Source organism: Roseivivax marinus (assembly GCF_900109705.1).
Lineage (GTDB): Bacteria > Pseudomonadota > Alphaproteobacteria > Rhodobacterales > Rhodobacteraceae > Roseivivax > Roseivivax marinus.
This window is the reverse complement of the sequence record NZ_FOAI01000005.1, coordinates 231,131-246,179: the sequence shown is the minus strand read 5'-3', so window position 1 is coordinate 246,179 and position 15,049 is coordinate 231,131. Positions and strand designations below refer to the sequence as shown.

Genomic DNA, 15,049 nt, shown 5'->3' with positions numbered 1-15,049 from the left:
GCGCGCGTTGCACAGTCACGAAACATGTCATCGCTGTCACGACGCGGACGATGTGGCCTGTTCGGCCTCCTCGTCCTCGGCGGCGTATTCCATCGAGACCACCGTACCGGTGGGCGCGTAGTAGGTGTAGCTGCCGGTATCGTCGACCGACGGCGCCGCGCGCTTGGTCATCCGGTAGAAGGCGTAGGCCGTCAGGCACAGCATCGGGACGGCGATCAGAACGAAGAAGCCGCGCGGCCCCACCACCTGCATCAGGTAGCCGGTAACCAGCGGGCCGACGATGGCGCCGACACCGTTGACGAACATCAGGCCGGCGGACGCACTCGCCATGTCCTCGCGCTCGAGATAGTCGTTGGTGTAGGCGATGAGCAGCGAATAGAGCGGGTTCGCGGCTCCGCCGATGAACACCGCCGCCGCGACGACGATCGGAAACGCGCCGGTGAACAGCAGGCCCACGACGCCCGCGATTCCGCCGACCAGCGCCACGACGGCGATCAGCACGCGGCGGTCGATGCGGTCAGACAGCCAGCCCAGCGGATACTGGAACACCAGCGCCCCGACATAGAAGGCCGCCACGAAGATCGAGGTCTCCCGGATGGTGAACTGGGCCTCCGAGGCGAAGACCGCCGCCATGCCGAACTGCAGCGCGAAGACCGCCCCCATGAGCGACATGCCGACGAAGCCCAGCGGCGAGGCCCGGAACAGCTCCTTGAGGTTCATGGGCTTCGTCGACTCGAAGGCCGGCGTGGGCGAGATTGCCAGCAGGATCGGCGCGAAGGCGATCGAGACCAGGACCGAGGGAATGACGAAAAGCAGGTAGCCGCTGGCATCGGGCAGAACCAGCAGCGATTGGGCGAGGATGATGCCCAGCATCTGCGTGATCATGTAAAGCGAAAGCGCCTGGCCGCGGGTGTCGTTCGTGGCGGCGTTGTTGAGCCAGCTTTCCGAGGTCACGTAGACCCCGCAGAAGCAGAAGCCGAGGATCACCCGCATGAGGATCCAGACGGCCGGATGCTCGAGCGTCGGGAACATGATGAGCGCCGCCGAGATCAGCGAACCGAGCGCCGCGAATACCCGGACGTGGCCGACCCGGCGGATCATCTCGGGCGCCAGACGCGAGGCGATCATGAAGCCCAGGAAGTAGGCCGAGATTACCACCGACATGGTAAAGGCCGAAAAGCCGGCCGCGCCGCCGCGCACGCCCATGAGAGAGCCCTGCAGGCCGTTGCCGACCATCAGCAGCAGGATGCCGAAGAACAGCGGCCAAGAGGCCATGAACACCTGGACCATCGGAATGCCCTTTCCGTCGTGCCGCGAGTCGGCGCGCCAGCGCTCGCTACGACGCGGGGCGCGCCGCGTCCATCGTCTTCACGCCAGCGAATTGTCGGTATGCGACAAACCCGGGTCGCGGCACGGTGGAATGGTGGCGAAGCCCGGGAAATACGGCGAAATCGCGGCGATACCTTTCTTTCGGCAAGAACGGTTTTGCAGAATAACGAATCAATCTAAGGTTTTGTTGGCGCAGAAACAGCCCCATGCGCGAATTACGCGCATTCCAGTATGCGGAATTAAATCGCGCGCGAGAAAATCGGTTGGTTGCGGCACCGAAAAGCCTAGCGCTTTGATCGTTAACCAATATTGAGCCCTGCATGTAATGCCCCTGCCGTCCCGGGTCGTTCAAAAAAATTGAAATAGCTAAGCACCGTAAAAACGACGTAAAAAATCGCGCAGGTTGCGCGTGTGGCGAAAAAGCGGCGAATTCGCCCCATTTTAGCTCCGTACGGCCCGGATTCTCGAAGCAGTTGGTGGGGGCGCCAGCTACGGAGGACGCCATGGCGTTCAGGGATCGTTTCGGTCGCACGTTCGCTCGCTCGGAGGACGGCGGCTCCACCGTCGAATTCGTCATCTGGATGCCCTTCGTCGTGGGGTGCCTGATGCTGATCCTCGACTTCTCCAACCTGATGATCGTCGATGCCGGGCTCTGGAACGCCTCGCGCGACACGGCCCGCGCGGTCGCGTTGCGGCGGGTGTCCGAAGCCGACGCGGAAGCGCATTTCGACGCCCGGATGTTCCCCCGCAAGGTGCCCTACACCTTCGACGTGACGGTGGACGGTGACGAGGTGTCGGTGACCGTGCTGGTCGACGGAGAGGAGACCGCGCTCACTCCCTTCCTGCGCCGCGTCTACGACGGCAAGCTCGGCGCGTCGGTTCGCATGCTGATGGAGCCCGCGTGATGCCCGCGCCCCGGTCTCCCCGCCCTGCCCGTCTGGTGCGGCAGGAGGACGGCTACGGCACGATCATGTCGCTGTCGGTGCTGACGATCACGCTGCTCATGGGCGGTTTCGCCATCGACCTGTCGAACGCCTGGCGCGTTCGCGAGGTTCTGACCTCGGCGGCCGAGGCCGCGGCCTTCAGCGGGGCGGTGCGCGCCTCGGAACCGCGCCTTTCGGAAACCCCGGAGCAGGCCGCGGCGCGGATCGGCCGCGACGCGCTTTCATTCGCCGACCTCGAGGACGCCTGGCAGTCCGACAGCTTCGAGCTGGGCCAGGTCACCGAGGCCGGCGTGTTCGACGCGGGCGCCACACCGCCGGACGCCGTCCGGGTCCGCCTCTACCGGCGCGCCGAGCGCGGCAATGCCGAACCGCTGCGCTTCCTTTTTCCTTTCGGCGCCGATCCCTGGTCGATCACCGGCGAGGCCGTCGCCGGCTTTCGCACCCGCCCGTCGGTCTCCTGCGTCGATCCCCTGCTGTCGCTGCAGGCGCGTGTCGACGTGTCGTCGAAGAACGTCTTCGCGGGTATCTGTCTTCATGCAAACGCCACGGTCGATTACGGCGACGCGCCCGTCTGGAAGACCCGCTCGGCCTCGCGGCTGCTGAACACCGTGGTCGCCAACGCGGTGTCGGGCGACGCGCTGGACGCCGATCTCTTCGGCCTGCAGGACGGGCTGACGCTGTGGCATCTCTACCAAGCCGTGCAGAGCGCGACGCAGAACATCCATGCCTCCAATCTCGATGACATCCGCGTGCTGTCGAACGGCAGCTTCCGGGTGAACTGCGACGACCGGGGCATCGCGCGGCTGGACGACGGATTCGTGGTCCAGAACGCCGCGATCTACTCGGATTGCCCGATCCGCTTCGGCACCGACGTGCAACTGCACGCGAGCCTCGTGGTGTCGAACGTGAGCTCGCTGCTGGTCGGGCTCGGCGACGTCGAGGTGACGCCGGACGCGCTGCTGCCGGGCTCGCCGCCGTGCATGGCGGGCGACGGGGTGCGGATCCTGCTGTTCGCCGATCTCGACATCGTGTCGGACATCCCCGCGATCGTCTCGACGGACTCGCCGGTCAGCCAGCTCATCGACGAGGCGGTTGCGGAGACCGGCGGCGTGGTGGGCGACGTACTCGACGTCACCGGCTCCCTTCTGGGCACGGTGGCGGAACCGATCAACGACATCGCCTCGTCGTTCGAGCTACTGCCCGTGTGCCTCAACCTCGAGCCCATGCTCGACCGCAACACCGTGGTGCTGCGCTAGGGGCTCGGCACCAGCAGCGAGGCGTCGCCGTAGGAGAAGAAGCGATACCGCTCGGCGACGGCGTGATCGTAGATGCGGCGCACGCGCTCGGGACCCATCAGCGCGGAAACCAGCATCATCAGCGTCGACTTCGGCAGGTGGAAGTTCGTCATCAGCGCGTCGGTCGCGCGGAAGGTGAAGCCGGGATAGATGAAGATGTCGGTCTCGCCGCTCCACGGAACGACTGCGCCGGTTTCACGCGCCGCGGTCTCGATCAGGCGCAGCGCTGTGGTGCCCACGGGGATGATGCGCCCGCCGGCTGCCCGGGTCTCGGCGATCTCGGCCGCGGCAGCCTCGGACACCTCACCCCACTCGGCGTGCATCTTGTGAGTGGTCACATCGTCGACCTTCACCGGCAGGAAGGTTCCGGCGCCCACGTGCAGGGTGACGCGGCTGAACGCGATGCCGCGTGCGGCGAGGTCGTCAAGGAGCGCCGTGTCGAAGTGCAGCGAGGCGGTCGGCGCCGCGACCGCGCCCGAGCGCTCCGCCCAGACGGTCTGGTAGTCCTCGGCGTCCTGCGCGTCCGCGGCGCGGCGCTGCGCGATGTAGGGCGGCAGCGGCATGGCGCCGGCCTCGGCCAGCGCGGCATCGAAATCCTCGCCCGCGAGGTCGAAGCGCAGCACGCCCTGCCCACCCTCGCGCGCCACGAGCACCGCCGAGAGCCGGTCGGAGAACCGGATCGTCTCGCCGTCGCGCACCTTCTTGAGCGGCTTGACCAGCGCCGACCATGCGCCGTCCGCCCGGGCCTCGAGCAGCGTCGCCTCGATCCGGGCCTCGGTGCGCCCCTCCGCGCCCTCGCGCGTGCGGGTGCCCGAGAGGCGCGCGGGGATCACGCGGGTGTCGTTCAGCACCAGCCGGTCACCGGGGCGGAGCCAGTCGCCGAGATCGCGCACAACCGCGTCGGTGATGGCGTCGCCTTCAGCCACCAGCAGGCGCGCGGACGACCGCGGCTTCGCGGGCCGGGTCGCGATCAGCTCTTCTGGCAGGTCGAAGTCGAAGTCGGAAAGCTGCATGGCAATCACCGGGTCGTGGGCGGGGGGCGGCGGAAGAGCTCGCGGAACATCCCGGGCGTGAACACCGAAAGCGGATTGACCGCAACCTCCGGCGCCGTGCTGGTGCCGCGGATGTTGAAGTTGAAGCCCAGAAGCCCCTCGCCCCGGCGGGTGAAGATCGAACCGATGGAATTGATGACGTAGACCGGCGACAGGACGCCCTGAAGGTCGAGCGCCCCGGAGGCGAGGTCCACGTAGCCGTCGAGCGACACCCCGATCGACGGGCCGACCGCGCTCGACTCGGTGACGACCACGCGCTCGGGGCTCAGTCGGAACCGCGCTTCCACGTCCTGGAAGTAGATGCCCGGCCCTTCGAGCTGGTCGATGATGCCGACGATGCTGACCGCGTCGAGGATCGAGCCGATGGCGGGGGCGTCGCGCAGCCGCGCGTCGGTGATGGTGACCGCGCCGTCATAGGTGCCGGGCGCGCCCGTGGGTGTCAGGTTCAGCACCATACGACCGCTCGCCACCGTTCTCAGGATGCCCGTCGACTCCAGCACGTCGCCCGCATCCTCGGACAGTAGACGCAGGCCGGTGCCGCCATTCTGCGGCAGAAGCTGACCGGTCAGAGGCGCGCCGGTCCCGGCCATCCGCGCGGTAAACCCCCCGTCGAGGCCGCTGCCGGCCGTGGTGAACCGGCCGGCGAGCCCCTCGATCCGGATACCCTCCGAGATCGTCAGCCGATCGAGTTGCACGTCGAGCGGGACTCCGCCGCCTGACCCGCCCGCTCCGCCTGCCTCGCCGCCCAGCGTAGCGCCGCGCAAATCCAGCATGCCGCCGCCGATCGCCACCGCAGGCGCCGCCCCGGCCCCGCGTCCAGTCAGCGTCACCGGCGCATCGAGCCAATCTCCGATCCGCACCCGGTCGAGGCGCACCCGGTCCAGCCCCCCATCGGCCCGCAGGCTGACAGCGCCGGTTGTCCTCAGACCGCCCGCGTTGAGCGACAGCGTGTCTACCCGCGGACTGTTTCCGAGGCGGCCGGCCACTTCCATCTGCCCGGTCGTGCCCCGCGCCAGGGACCACCCGACCTGCGGGATCGACATGCCGATGCCCGCGAGGTCTGACGTCAGGCGGAAACGCGGCGCAGCGCCGTCCGGGGGCAGGTCGAGCGCAATGCGCGCGGGCCCCCGGCCCGAGATCAGCCCGTCAGGCAGTGCGATGCCGAAAGCATCGGCCGCGTCCGGGCCGATCTGCGCCGTGCCCTCGACCGAACTGCCGCCCGCGCCCTCGCCCAGCGGCAGCGTCCAGCCGCCGTCAAAAGCCACGCCCGACAGCGTGCCCGGCCCCGAGATCGCAACCCTCTCGTTGGTGACCTCGAGCGACAGCGCCTCGGCGGCGAGGCGCCGGCCCGGCACGACGGAGTCGCTTTCGACGTCGCGCACCGTGCCGCTCAGGTCGATCACCGTCTCGTCGAACCCAACGCCGTCCTCCAGCGGTCGCTCGATGCGCCCGGTGACCTCGACCTGTCCCTCCGCAAGGTCCACCGGGCGGCCGGCACGGTCCAACACCGACATCGGCGGCAGGTTCACCACCGAAAGCGCCGCAGTCGCGGAGCCGTGCGCCGACAGCCGCAGGTCGCCCGTGGCCGGTTTTGCCCGCGTGTCCGGGATGACGAAGGCGCTGCCGGAAAGATCGACCGGACCGCCCTGAGGCGGCGTCAGTGTCCCGGCCTCGAGCCGCACCGAAAGCCGGTCCCGGTCGATCACCAGCCGCCCTGCGCCTCCCTCGACCGGGGGGAAGGTATCGGCGAAGAGGACGGAGGCGCCGGCGAGATCGGCATCCACGTAGAGTTCGGGGTCGGCGCCGGGCGCGCGCCGGAACGAGAAGATCGCCTCGCGCGCCGTGCCGGAGAGCACGCGCTCGGCGACCCAGTCGCGGGTGCCCGGCGCGACCGGCAACGGCCAGTGCGCCACAACCTGCGCCACCGACAGGTCCTCGGCCTCGGCGTCGAAGCGCACATCCCATCCTTCGCCCGTCGCGGTCGCGCCGCCTGTCGCGGTCAGCGCCGCCTCGGGGTCAGCCACCCGCAGGCGGCCGATCTCGACCCTGAAGGGCGCGCGGGACAGGCGCACGTCCACCTCGACCCGTTCGAGATCGAGCGGTTCGGGGAACAGCCCGCCGGGATTGGCCTCGACCCCGGTCAGCACGAACTGGCCCGCGATGGCAGGGGCCGCGTCGCCGCGGGCGGGCTCCAGCACCGCGCGGCCGCTGGCCCGGGCGGTGCCCTGCGCGCTGTCCACCGCGATCTCGGAGAAGTCGATGCGCCCCTCGGACGGATCGAAAGAGAAGTAGGTTCGTGCGCCTTCGAACGCGATGGGCGTCGCGGCTTCGGTCGGTTGAAGCGCGCCAGCTCCGATCCGCAGGGTGACATCCAGCCCGCCGAGCGATCCGTCGCGTTCGGTCCAGCCCCGGAACGCGCCAGAGATCGGCGCCCGCAGTCCGTCGAGCCAGGCGAGCGCCGGGCTCTGCGTGGCGATGTCGCGTGCCGGCAGGTCGCTGACCGACAGACCGAAGGACAGCTCCGCCGTGCCAAGCGTGCTTTCCGCATCCATCTGCAGACGGGCGGGCTCGGCGCCCGCGCCGAGGACCGTCACCGCCCCGTCGAGGGCCAGCCGGTCGCCTTGCCGCGTGACCTCGATCCGCCCGCCGTCGGCCAACCATTCGCGCCCCGCCCGCGCGTCCGTGTAGCGCACCGACACGCCGTCGAGCGCCACCGTCCGCAGACCCGACAAGCGCGGGTCCGACAGCGCGGCATCGATGGCCTCGACGGTCTCGGGCACCGTCGGCGCACGGCCCTCCGTGGGCGCAAGGCCGATGCCGAGCCGCCCGTCTTGCTCGCGCGACAGCGCCAGGATCGCGCCCGACAGCCGTGCGCGCCGCAATTCCACCCGGCCGGTGAGAAGCGGCCGCGTGGCCGCGGCGATCTCGAGTTCGGCCGCCTCGGCCACCGGCGTGCCGTCCGGCCCCGTCAGGCGTGCGTCCGACAGCGTGACCGCCACGCGCCCCTGCCGCCCCACCAGCAGGTAAAGGTCGTCGAAGCCCAGCGTCGCGCCCGGCACGAGATTGGCGATGCGGGCCTCGATGCAGTCGGCCAGCCAGTCCGGCGCCGCCACCGGGCGGCCGATCAGCGCCCCGATGCCAACGGCGACGAGGGTCGCGCACAGCACCAGCACAGCGAGCGCACGGCTCCATCTCCGCCTGGCCTTACGCGTTGCGCCGCCCTCTTCGCTCACCGAGCCTCGCTCACTGGATTGTCCGCCTGCCTGCATTATCCTTGCGCCGGACTATGCCCCCCGCGCCGCGCGAGGCCAACCGGCCCCGCGGCGCCCCTGCCACGGAGCCCCTCACATGATCGCGACCGGAGAAAAAGCCCCCGACTTCACCCTGCCCGCCACCGGCGACACCTCGGTCACGCTGTCCGAGAATTTGCCTGCGGTGGTGTTCTTCTATCCCCGCGACGACACCTCGGGCTGCACCAAGGAGAACGAGGCGTTCTCCGCGCTGCTGTCGGAGTTCGAGGCCGCCGGGGTGAAGGTCTTCGGCATCTCGAAGGACGACATCAAGAGCCACGAGAAGTTCATGGCCAAGAAGTCGCTCACGGTGCCGCTTCTGTCGGATGCCGAAAGCGATGTGTGCGAGCGCTACGGCGTCTGGGCCGAGAAGAAGATGTACGGCAAGACCTTCATGGGGATCGAACGCTCGACGGTCCTGGTGGGCAAGGACGGCACCATCGTTCAGGCGTGGCCAAAGGTGAAGGTTCCCGGCCACGCGGAAGAGGTGCTCGAGGCCGCCCGCGCGCTGTGATCCCCTGCCGCGGTCCCGGTCCTCCGGGGCCGCGGCGCGATCCGGTCCGCCGCCCTTGTTGTGGACCTCGGGCAACAGATCCCTCGTGTGCGTCATGGGGCGCCGCCCCCGGCCTTGCGATCCCCCCGCCCGCCCGGCGATGCATGGCCTCGGACCGATCCCGTCCCGCTTCTGCCCCGAGAACGGGCAGCGCCATTAAGAGAATCGCGTTGGAATCGGCGGATTTTTGCCGTTTCGGCCGAATTCCGCGATGCGACTCGGGTCGTATGCCTCAAAACGTTGCACCAAATGTGATGACCGCGTAATCCGACGTCCAAGGCGCCGGGGTCGGGACAAAATCCCCGAGTGTCGTTGATTGGGACGGGACAGAGGGATCAACCTGTGAGAACGCGCCTCGCGATCAAGACCCATGCGTTGCTCGAACGCACCTTTCCGGAACGCCGACTCTTCCTTCGATCCGACAGCGACACGCGGTTCATCCGCCTGCGCCCCGAGACCCAGGCCATCGCCTTCGCGGGCTGCTCGGCGGTCATCGGCTGGACGATCGTCGCGACCGCGATCCTGCTCATGGATTCGATCGGCTCGGGGTCCTATCGCGAACAGGCCCGGCGCGATCAGGTGACCTACCAGCAGCGGATCAACGCGCTGGCCGAAGAACGCGACAGCCGCGCCGCCGAGGCGCTGGCCGCGCAGGACCGCTTCAACACCGCGCTCGAGCAGGTGTCGGTCATGCAGACCCAGCTTCTGAAGGCCGAGGCACGGGCGCGCGAGCTCGAAACAGGCCTCGACGTGGTGCAGTCGACCCTCGGCAAGACCATGAAGGAGCGCGAGACCTTCCGCGACCAGTACGCGTCGCTGCGCACCAAGCTCGAGGAAGGTGGCGCGGCCGCCGTGGCCGGCACCGGCGACGACAGCACGCTCGACTTCCTGACCGCCGCCCTCGCCCGCACCGCCGAAGAGCGCGACAAACGCGTGGCGGATGCCGAGGACGCGATCATGCGCGCCGACGAGATGGCGACCGAGATCCGGCTGATGGAAGAGAAGAACGACATGATCTTCCGCCAACTCGAGGAGGCGATGACCGTTTCGGTCAAGCCGCTCGACAAAATGTTCGAGAACGCGGGCATGGACCCCGACCGCATCCTCGGCGAGGTCCGCAAGGGCTATTCCGGTCAGGGCGGACCGCTGACGCCGCTGTCGTTCTCGACCCGGGGCGAGGACCTCGGCGCCGATGCCGCGCGCGCCAACGACATCCTCAACCAGATGGACCGGCTGAACCTCTACCGGATCGCCGCCGAGAAGGTGCCGTTCGCCTCTCCGCTCAAGGATCCGTTCCGCTTCACGTCGGGGTACGGGCGTCGCTGGGGCCGGATGCACGAGGGCACCGACTTCGCCGCCGCGCACGGCACGCCGATCTACGCCACAGCCGAGGGCACCGTGGTGTACGCGGGCTGGATGTCGGGGTACGGCCGGCTCGTGAAGATCAAGCATTCCTTCGGGATCGAGACGCGCTATGCCCACAACTCGAAGCTCTTCGTCGAGGTCGGGCAAAGGGTCTCGCGTGGCCAGAAGATAGCTGCTATGGGGAACACCGGACGTTCTACCGGCACACACCTCCACTACGAGGTCCGTGTCGGCGGCAAGGCCGTCAATCCCATGACCTATCTCAAGGCTGCGAACGATGTTTTCTAAGAGCAAAATCAACGATCCGGCACCCGGCAAACCGGAAGAGGCAAAGCCGGCCGCTCCGGAGACTCAGACCCAGCAGGCGCCGCGCCAATCCTCCGACTTCAAGCCGGCCGCTCCCAAGGCGAAGCCGCCGGCCTCGGTCCTGTCGAGCGATCTTCACATCACCGGCAACGTCAAGACGACCGGCGACATCCAGGTCGAGGGCACGGTCGAGGGCGACATCCGCGCGCATCTGCTGACCGTCGGCGAGAGCGCGACGATCAAGGGCGAGTGCATCGCCGACGACGTCGTCGTGAACGGCCGGATCGTTGGACGCGTGCGCGGCCTCAAGGTGCGTCTCACCGCGACCGCGCGGGTCGAGGGCGACATCATCCACAAAACCATCGCGATCGAATCCGGCGCCCATTTCGAGGGCTCGGTCCAGCGTCAGGACGATCCGCTGTCCTCGCGCGGCAAGGGTGGCCAGCAGCCGCAGCAGGCCTCCGCCCAGAAGGCCGAGCAGCAGCCGAGCTGATCCGACCGACATTCGCAGCACTGCGACCGCGCCGGGCCCCTGGGTCCGGCGTTTTCGTTTGCCTGGTCGCTTCGAGTGCGCCTGTAGCGGGATTTGAGAAGGACGCCACCCTGTTCGCGGAGGCCGCCCGCCGGGGTGTCTTGGCGCAAGCCCGATCGCGGTTCAGCCGTGGAAGCGACAAGGCCGCGATCCCCTGCCCGCCTGCCGCGCTGCACATCCCGGCGCCAGCCGCGCGATGCGCCGCCGGACAACCTGACGACCTGTGGTCCGCGGGACGCGCCCTACTGCTCCAGCTCTGCGTCCCAGTAGAGAAAGTCGAGCCAGCTGTCATGCAGGTGGTTCGGGGGGAACTTCCGCCCCATGTTACGCAATTCCTCCGCGCCGGGCTGGCGTGGCGGCTTGCGCAGCGACAGGCCCGACTGGCGCAGGCTTCTGGACCCCTTGCGCAGGTTGCACGGGGCGCAGGCGGCAACCACGTTTTCCCAGCTCGTGATGCCACCTCGGGCGCGGGGCACCACGTGGTCGAAGGTCAGCTCTCCCGGCGATCCGCAGTACTGACAGACGAATTCGTCCCTCAGAAAAAGATTGAAGCGCGTGAAGGCCACGCGCTTCTGGGGTTTGACGTAATCTTTCAGCACCACGACGCTCGGTATCTTCAGCGTCATCGAGGGGCTGCGGACCACCTCGTCGTATTCGGCGATGATGTCGACCCTGTCGAGGAAGGCCGCCTTCACCGCGTCCTGCCAGGGCCAGAGCGAGAGCGGGTAATACGAGAGCGGCCGGTAATCCGCGTTGAGTACCAGCGCCGGGGTGTGTTTCAGCGCCCCCGGTTCGCGCACGAAATGCGTCCTGAAGTCTCCGTCCATGCCGACTCGTTCCTCGCCCTGCCTGCCCGTCGTCCGAAGCGCCAGAGCGGGGAACCCGCCCCAGCCTGTCAGTCACTATATATCGCGATCCCTCTCGAACAAGTCCCGCGATGTGCCCTGCACCTGCAGGGAATAGGAGCTGATTACGACGTGTGCATGACACCGTGCGGCGACGCGACACGTCGCGTCAACACGGGCGATGGTCACAGCCGCGTAGGCTTCCGGCGTGGACCCGTCAGGGATACCGGGGACGCAGGCTCAGAGGTGGCACTTGTCCCGCATGAAGGCGAGCGCGACCGACAGCCCGTCTGGCGCGATGCCGTGGGCGGTGCCCTTCATCACGTGGCCGTAGACCTCTTTCCAGCCCGCCTTCTGCAGCGCATCGGCGGCGTCGGGCATGGATTGCGGCGGGACCACGTCATCCTGGTCGCCGTGGACCAGCAGGACCGGCGGGCGGCTGACGGCCTCGTCGGCCAGAAGCTCGGGCTCGAGCAACCGTCCCGAGAAGCCGACGATACCCGCCACCTCGTCCTCGCGGCGGGGCGCCACGTGCAGCGCCATCATCGTGCCCTGCGAGAAGCCGAACAGCACAACCTGCTCGGGCAGCAGATCCTCGTCGACCATGAACGCGTCGAGGAAGGCGTCGAGGTCCGCGACCGCCGCGCGCATCCCGGTCTCGGCTTCCTCCTGACTCGATCCGTCGATCCACGGGATCGGAAACCACTGGAATCCCATAGGGTTGACCGAGCATGTCTCGGGCGCGTCGGGGGCCACGAACAGCGTATCGGGCAGGTGTTCGGAGAGCGGCTCGGCCAGGCCCAGCAGGTCGGCCCCGTTGGCGCCGAACCCGTGCAGGAACACCACCGCCGAGCGGGTCGTGCCCGAGGCGGGCTCGCGTCGTCCGGTCTGCAGCACGCGGGTCATGCGATCCCCTCCCTGTTCTTCGCCACGTGGTAGTAGGCCCAGAGCGCGCGCGCCGCAACCGATCTCCATGGCGACCAGGCGGCCGCCATGTCTCGCAGCGCCTTCTCCTTGGGCCGCTCCGGCAGGTCGAACAGCAGCCGCGCGGATTCCTGCAGCGCGAGGTCGCCGGGGGCGAAGACGTCGGCCCGCCCGAGGCTGAACATCGCGTAGATTTCGGCGGTCCAGACGCCGATACCGGTGACCTGCGTGAGTGTCTTCACCACCTCGTCGGTCGGTGCCTCGCGAAGCGCGGCATAGTCGATCCGCGCATCCGCCAACGCCTTGGCATAGCGCGCCTTCTGCCGGGACAGGCCGACGGCGCGCAGGTCTTCCTGCGTCGTTGCGCGGATCCGCGTCTCGTCGGTCATACCGGCATCGACCAGCCTCTGCCGGATCGCGCGGGCCGACGCGACCGAGACCTGCTGGCTCACGATCGCGTTCAGAAGCTGGTCGAACCCGTCCGGAGACCGGCGCAGGGGCAGCGGTCCGGTTTCCTCCAGCGCGGCGGCAAAGCGCGGCTCGGCCTCGGCCAGCCACGCGCTGCCCTCCGCCACGCAGGCCTCGCCGACGATCACGCGTCCGACGGCAGTGTCAGTCTCAGCCATCTCAGGGCCTCCTTCGATGTCCGTGCCACCGGCGCATCGGGCAGCGCCGGCCGTGCGATGAGTGCGATGTGCAGCCCGAGCGCGCGGGCCGCGTCGAGCTTGGGTCGTGCGCCCTCCCCACCGGCATCGCGCAGCACCAGCCAGCCGATGCCGAGCTCCCGGAAAAGCCGCATCTCGTCGGCGATCGTGAAGGGCGGCGTGCCTTCCACCGCGATGAGACCCGGCGGCGCATCCCGGCCGCCGCGCCGGCGCAGAAAGACCGTGGCGCGCAGGCGCCTCAGCACGGCCTCCTCTTCGCGCCCGGTTGCGGCAAACACATGTGCGCCCGGCGGAATCGTCCTCGTGAGGTCCGAAGCGCGTCGCAGGACGTGCCAGCGCCGCGCGCCGCGCGGATGCCAGCCGGGCCGGCAAAGGCGCAGCACCGCCACGCCCGCCGCGCGCGCGTGGCGCACGGTGTCGGCGGCACGCGGGTCGCACGGATGCTCTGCGGCCACGCAGGCCGCCGCCCCGGCCAGCGCCGCTTGGTCCGACACACGTTCCACTCGACACGCCCCCGGCCACGCGGCCGCGAGCGCGCGCGCCTCGGCGGTGTCTCCGGTGATGAGGACGGTGGGTACGTCGGCGCGGGTCATGGCTCTCACATAGAGATCGGCGTCCCGCTTGCCCATGGGGGCGGTCACTGGCGCGCCCCGCACCAAAGCCACGACGATTTTCGCAAGGCCATGCGCCACCTTGCCGCCGACCGCCGGCCCGCCTATCGATGCAGCATGACCGCCGCCGCCACGCCCGTCCGCGCCCGCCGCAACGTTGCCGTCCTCGTCGCCGCACAGGCGATCCTGGGCTCGCAAATGCCGATGATCTTCACCATCGGCGGCCTCGCCGGGCAAAGCCTCGCCCCGAACCCGTGTTTCGCGACCCTGCCGATCTCGCTGATCGTCTTGGGTTCGATGCTGGCCGCCCAGCCGCTCTCGAGCCTGATGCAGAGGGTCGGCCGCCGCGCGGGCTTCCTCGTGGGCGTCACGGGCGGCGCGATGGGCGGCGCGATCGGTGCGGCCGGCCTCTACACGCAGTCGTTCTGGCTGTTCCTGCTCGGGAGCCTCTTTACCGGCATCTACATGGCGGCGCAGAACTTCTACCGCTTCGCCGCGACCGACACCGCGAGCGACGAGTTCCGCCCCAAGGCGATCTCCTACGTGCTGGCCGGCGGCCTCGCCGCGGCACTGATCGGCCCGCAAATCGTCAAGCTGACCGCCGAGGCCTTCGTGGTCCCCTTCCTCGGGACCTATGCCGCGGTGATCGCGGTGAACCTCGTGGGGGCGTCGGTGTTCCTGTTCCTCGACATCCCGCGCCCGCCCAAGCCCGACGCGGATGCCCCGCGCGGGCGCAGCGTGCCGCAGCTTCTGGCCTCCCCGCGCATCGCCGTGGCGGTGATCTGCGCCATGGTGTCCTACGCACTGATGAACCTGATGATGACCTCGACGCCGCTCGCGGTGGTGGGCTGCGGCTTCACCACCGGATCGGCCGCCGACGTGGTCAGCGCGCACGTGATCGCGATGTTCGCGCCGTCCTTCTTCACCGGCCACCTGATCGCGCGCTTCGGTGCGCCACGCATCGTCGGCGCGGGGCTCGTCTGCCTCGCCGCGGCCTCGGCCACCGGGCTCGCTGGCGTGGATCTCGAGAACTTCTTCGGCGCGCTCGTGCTTCTCGGTCTTGGCTGGAACTTCGGCTTCATCGGCGCCACGTCGATGCTCGCCGCCGCGCACACCCCCGAAGAGCGCGGCCGCGCCCAGGGCATGAACGACGTGATCGTGTTCGGCGGCGTGACGATGGCCTCGCTGGCCTCGGGCGGACTGATGAACTGCTCCGGCGGAACGGCGCAGGAAGGCTGGGCCGCGGTGAACCTCGCGATGGCGCCGCTGATCTGCCTCGCCGCGGCGGCGCTGCTCTGGGGTGTCATGCGCCCGAGGACCGCGCCCCAGGGCTGAGAC

Annotated in this window: 13 protein-coding genes; 6 read left to right on the top strand and 7 right to left on the bottom strand. The window is 69.1% G+C overall.

Annotated elements, in window-relative coordinates; all coding sequences use genetic code 11:
- Positions 1-36: 36 nt before the first annotated feature.
- Complete coding sequence (locus tag BMX29_RS08650) at positions 37-1,290, bottom strand: MFS transporter (protein ID WP_092811945.1); 1,254 nt, start codon at positions 1,288-1,290, stop codon at positions 37-39.
- Between the two features lie 542 nt (positions 1,291-1,832).
- On the opposite strand from BMX29_RS08650, the gene BMX29_RS08645 reads away from it, so the two are divergent.
- Together BMX29_RS08645 and BMX29_RS08640 are read left to right on the top strand one after the other, a co-directional pair.
- A complete protein-coding gene (locus BMX29_RS08645; RefSeq protein WP_092811943.1) occupies positions 1,833-2,234 on the top strand; it encodes a TadE/TadG family type IV pilus assembly protein in 402 nt (133 codons plus the stop codon).
- Positions 2,234-3,529 carry a pilus assembly protein TadG-related protein gene (locus tag BMX29_RS08640; protein WP_092811941.1) on the top strand — a complete coding sequence of 432 codons (1,296 nt, stop codon included), beginning with the start codon at positions 2,234-2,236 and terminating at the stop codon, positions 3,527-3,529. Before BMX29_RS08645 ends, BMX29_RS08640 begins: the two co-directional genes overlap by 1 nt.
- Here BMX29_RS08640 and queA read toward each other — a convergent pair.
- Both queA and BMX29_RS08630 read right to left on the bottom strand, forming a co-directional pair.
- On the bottom strand, positions 3,526-4,581 hold the full coding sequence (queA, locus tag BMX29_RS08635) for a tRNA preQ1(34) S-adenosylmethionine ribosyltransferase-isomerase QueA (protein WP_092811939.1): 1,056 nt from the start codon (positions 4,579-4,581) through the stop codon (positions 3,526-3,528). The two genes, BMX29_RS08640 and queA, sit on opposite strands and share 4 nt — an antisense overlap.
- 5 nt (positions 4,582-4,586) lie before the next feature.
- Positions 4,587-7,853: a YhdP family protein gene (locus tag BMX29_RS08630; protein WP_175471163.1), complete on the bottom strand. Its 3,267-nt coding sequence runs from the start codon at positions 7,851-7,853 to the stop codon at positions 4,587-4,589.
- 115 nt (positions 7,854-7,968) lie between these two features.
- Here BMX29_RS08630 and BMX29_RS08625 point away from each other — a divergent pair, with 115 nt between their 5' ends.
- From BMX29_RS08625 to BMX29_RS08615, 3 genes are all read left to right on the top strand, one after another.
- Positions 7,969-8,424 carry a peroxiredoxin gene (locus BMX29_RS08625; protein WP_092811935.1) on the top strand — a complete coding sequence of 152 codons (456 nt, stop codon included), beginning with the start codon at positions 7,969-7,971 and terminating at the stop codon, positions 8,422-8,424.
- Positions 8,425-8,805: 381 nt separating this feature from the next.
- Positions 8,806-10,116, top strand: a complete 1,311-nt coding sequence (locus tag BMX29_RS08620) for a M23 family metallopeptidase (RefSeq protein WP_092811933.1) — start codon at positions 8,806-8,808, stop codon at positions 10,114-10,116.
- Positions 10,106-10,627 carry a bactofilin family protein gene (locus tag BMX29_RS08615; protein WP_092811931.1) on the top strand — a complete coding sequence of 174 codons (522 nt, stop codon included), beginning with the start codon at positions 10,106-10,108 and terminating at the stop codon, positions 10,625-10,627. The genes BMX29_RS08620 and BMX29_RS08615 overlap by 11 nt, the downstream gene beginning before the upstream one ends.
- A 281-nt stretch (positions 10,628-10,908) precedes the next feature.
- Here the strand turns inward: BMX29_RS08615 and BMX29_RS08610 are convergent, their stop codons facing one another.
- From BMX29_RS08610 to BMX29_RS08595, 4 genes are all read right to left on the bottom strand, one after another.
- Positions 10,909-11,493, bottom strand: a complete 585-nt coding sequence (locus BMX29_RS08610; protein ID WP_043841525.1) for an HNH endonuclease — start codon at positions 11,491-11,493, stop codon at positions 10,909-10,911.
- A 258-nt stretch (positions 11,494-11,751) separates the two neighbouring features.
- Positions 11,752-12,417: an alpha/beta hydrolase gene (locus BMX29_RS08605; RefSeq protein WP_043841527.1), complete on the bottom strand. Its 666-nt coding sequence runs from the start codon at positions 12,415-12,417 to the stop codon at positions 11,752-11,754.
- The gene (locus BMX29_RS08600; RefSeq protein WP_092811929.1) at positions 12,414-13,061 is read right to left on the bottom strand and encodes a DNA-3-methyladenine glycosylase family protein; all 648 of its coding nucleotides are present in this window, start codon (positions 13,059-13,061) and stop codon (positions 12,414-12,416) included. Before BMX29_RS08600 ends, BMX29_RS08605 begins: the two co-directional genes overlap by 4 nt.
- The gene (locus tag BMX29_RS08595; protein ID WP_244889195.1) at positions 13,028-13,948 is read right to left on the bottom strand and encodes a precorrin-6A/cobalt-precorrin-6A reductase; all 921 of its coding nucleotides are present in this window, start codon (positions 13,946-13,948) and stop codon (positions 13,028-13,030) included. Before BMX29_RS08595 ends, BMX29_RS08600 begins: the two co-directional genes overlap by 34 nt.
- Between BMX29_RS08595 and BMX29_RS08590 the strand changes: the two genes are divergently transcribed.
- Positions 13,829-15,046, top strand: a complete 1,218-nt coding sequence (locus tag BMX29_RS08590; RefSeq protein ID WP_092812005.1) for an MFS transporter — start codon at positions 13,829-13,831, stop codon at positions 15,044-15,046. The two genes, BMX29_RS08595 and BMX29_RS08590, sit on opposite strands and share 120 nt — an antisense overlap.
- The last annotated feature ends 3 nt before the right edge of the window (positions 15,047-15,049 follow it).

Excerpts from the sequence above, each read along its gene's own strand:
- BMX29_RS08645 (WP_092811943.1), top strand. The coding sequence starts at position 1,833 with ATGGCGTTCAGGGATCGTTTCGGTCGCACGTTCGCTCGCTCGGAGGAC.
- BMX29_RS08615 (WP_092811931.1), top strand. The coding sequence starts at position 10,106 with ATGTTTTCTAAGAGCAAAATCAACGATCCGGCACCCGGCAAACCGGAA.
- BMX29_RS08650 (WP_092811945.1), bottom strand. The coding sequence starts at position 1,290 with ATGGTCCAGGTGTTCATGGCCTCTTGGCCGCTGTTCTTCGGCATCCTG.
- queA (WP_092811939.1), bottom strand. The coding sequence starts at position 4,581 with ATGCAGCTTTCCGACTTCGACTTCGACCTGCCAGAAGAGCTGATCGCG.
- BMX29_RS08590 (WP_092812005.1), top strand. The coding sequence starts at position 13,829 with ATGACCGCCGCCGCCACGCCCGTCCGCGCCCGCCGCAACGTTGCCGTC.
- BMX29_RS08600 (WP_092811929.1), bottom strand. The coding sequence starts at position 13,061 with ATGGCTGAGACTGACACTGCCGTCGGACGCGTGATCGTCGGCGAGGCC.
- BMX29_RS08605 (WP_043841527.1), bottom strand. The coding sequence starts at position 12,417 with ATGACCCGCGTGCTGCAGACCGGACGACGCGAGCCCGCCTCGGGCACG.
- BMX29_RS08640 (WP_092811941.1), top strand. The coding sequence starts at position 2,234 with ATGCCCGCGCCCCGGTCTCCCCGCCCTGCCCGTCTGGTGCGGCAGGAG.
- BMX29_RS08625 (WP_092811935.1), top strand. The coding sequence starts at position 7,969 with ATGATCGCGACCGGAGAAAAAGCCCCCGACTTCACCCTGCCCGCCACC.
- BMX29_RS08610 (WP_043841525.1), bottom strand. The coding sequence starts at position 11,493 with ATGGACGGAGACTTCAGGACGCATTTCGTGCGCGAACCGGGGGCGCTG.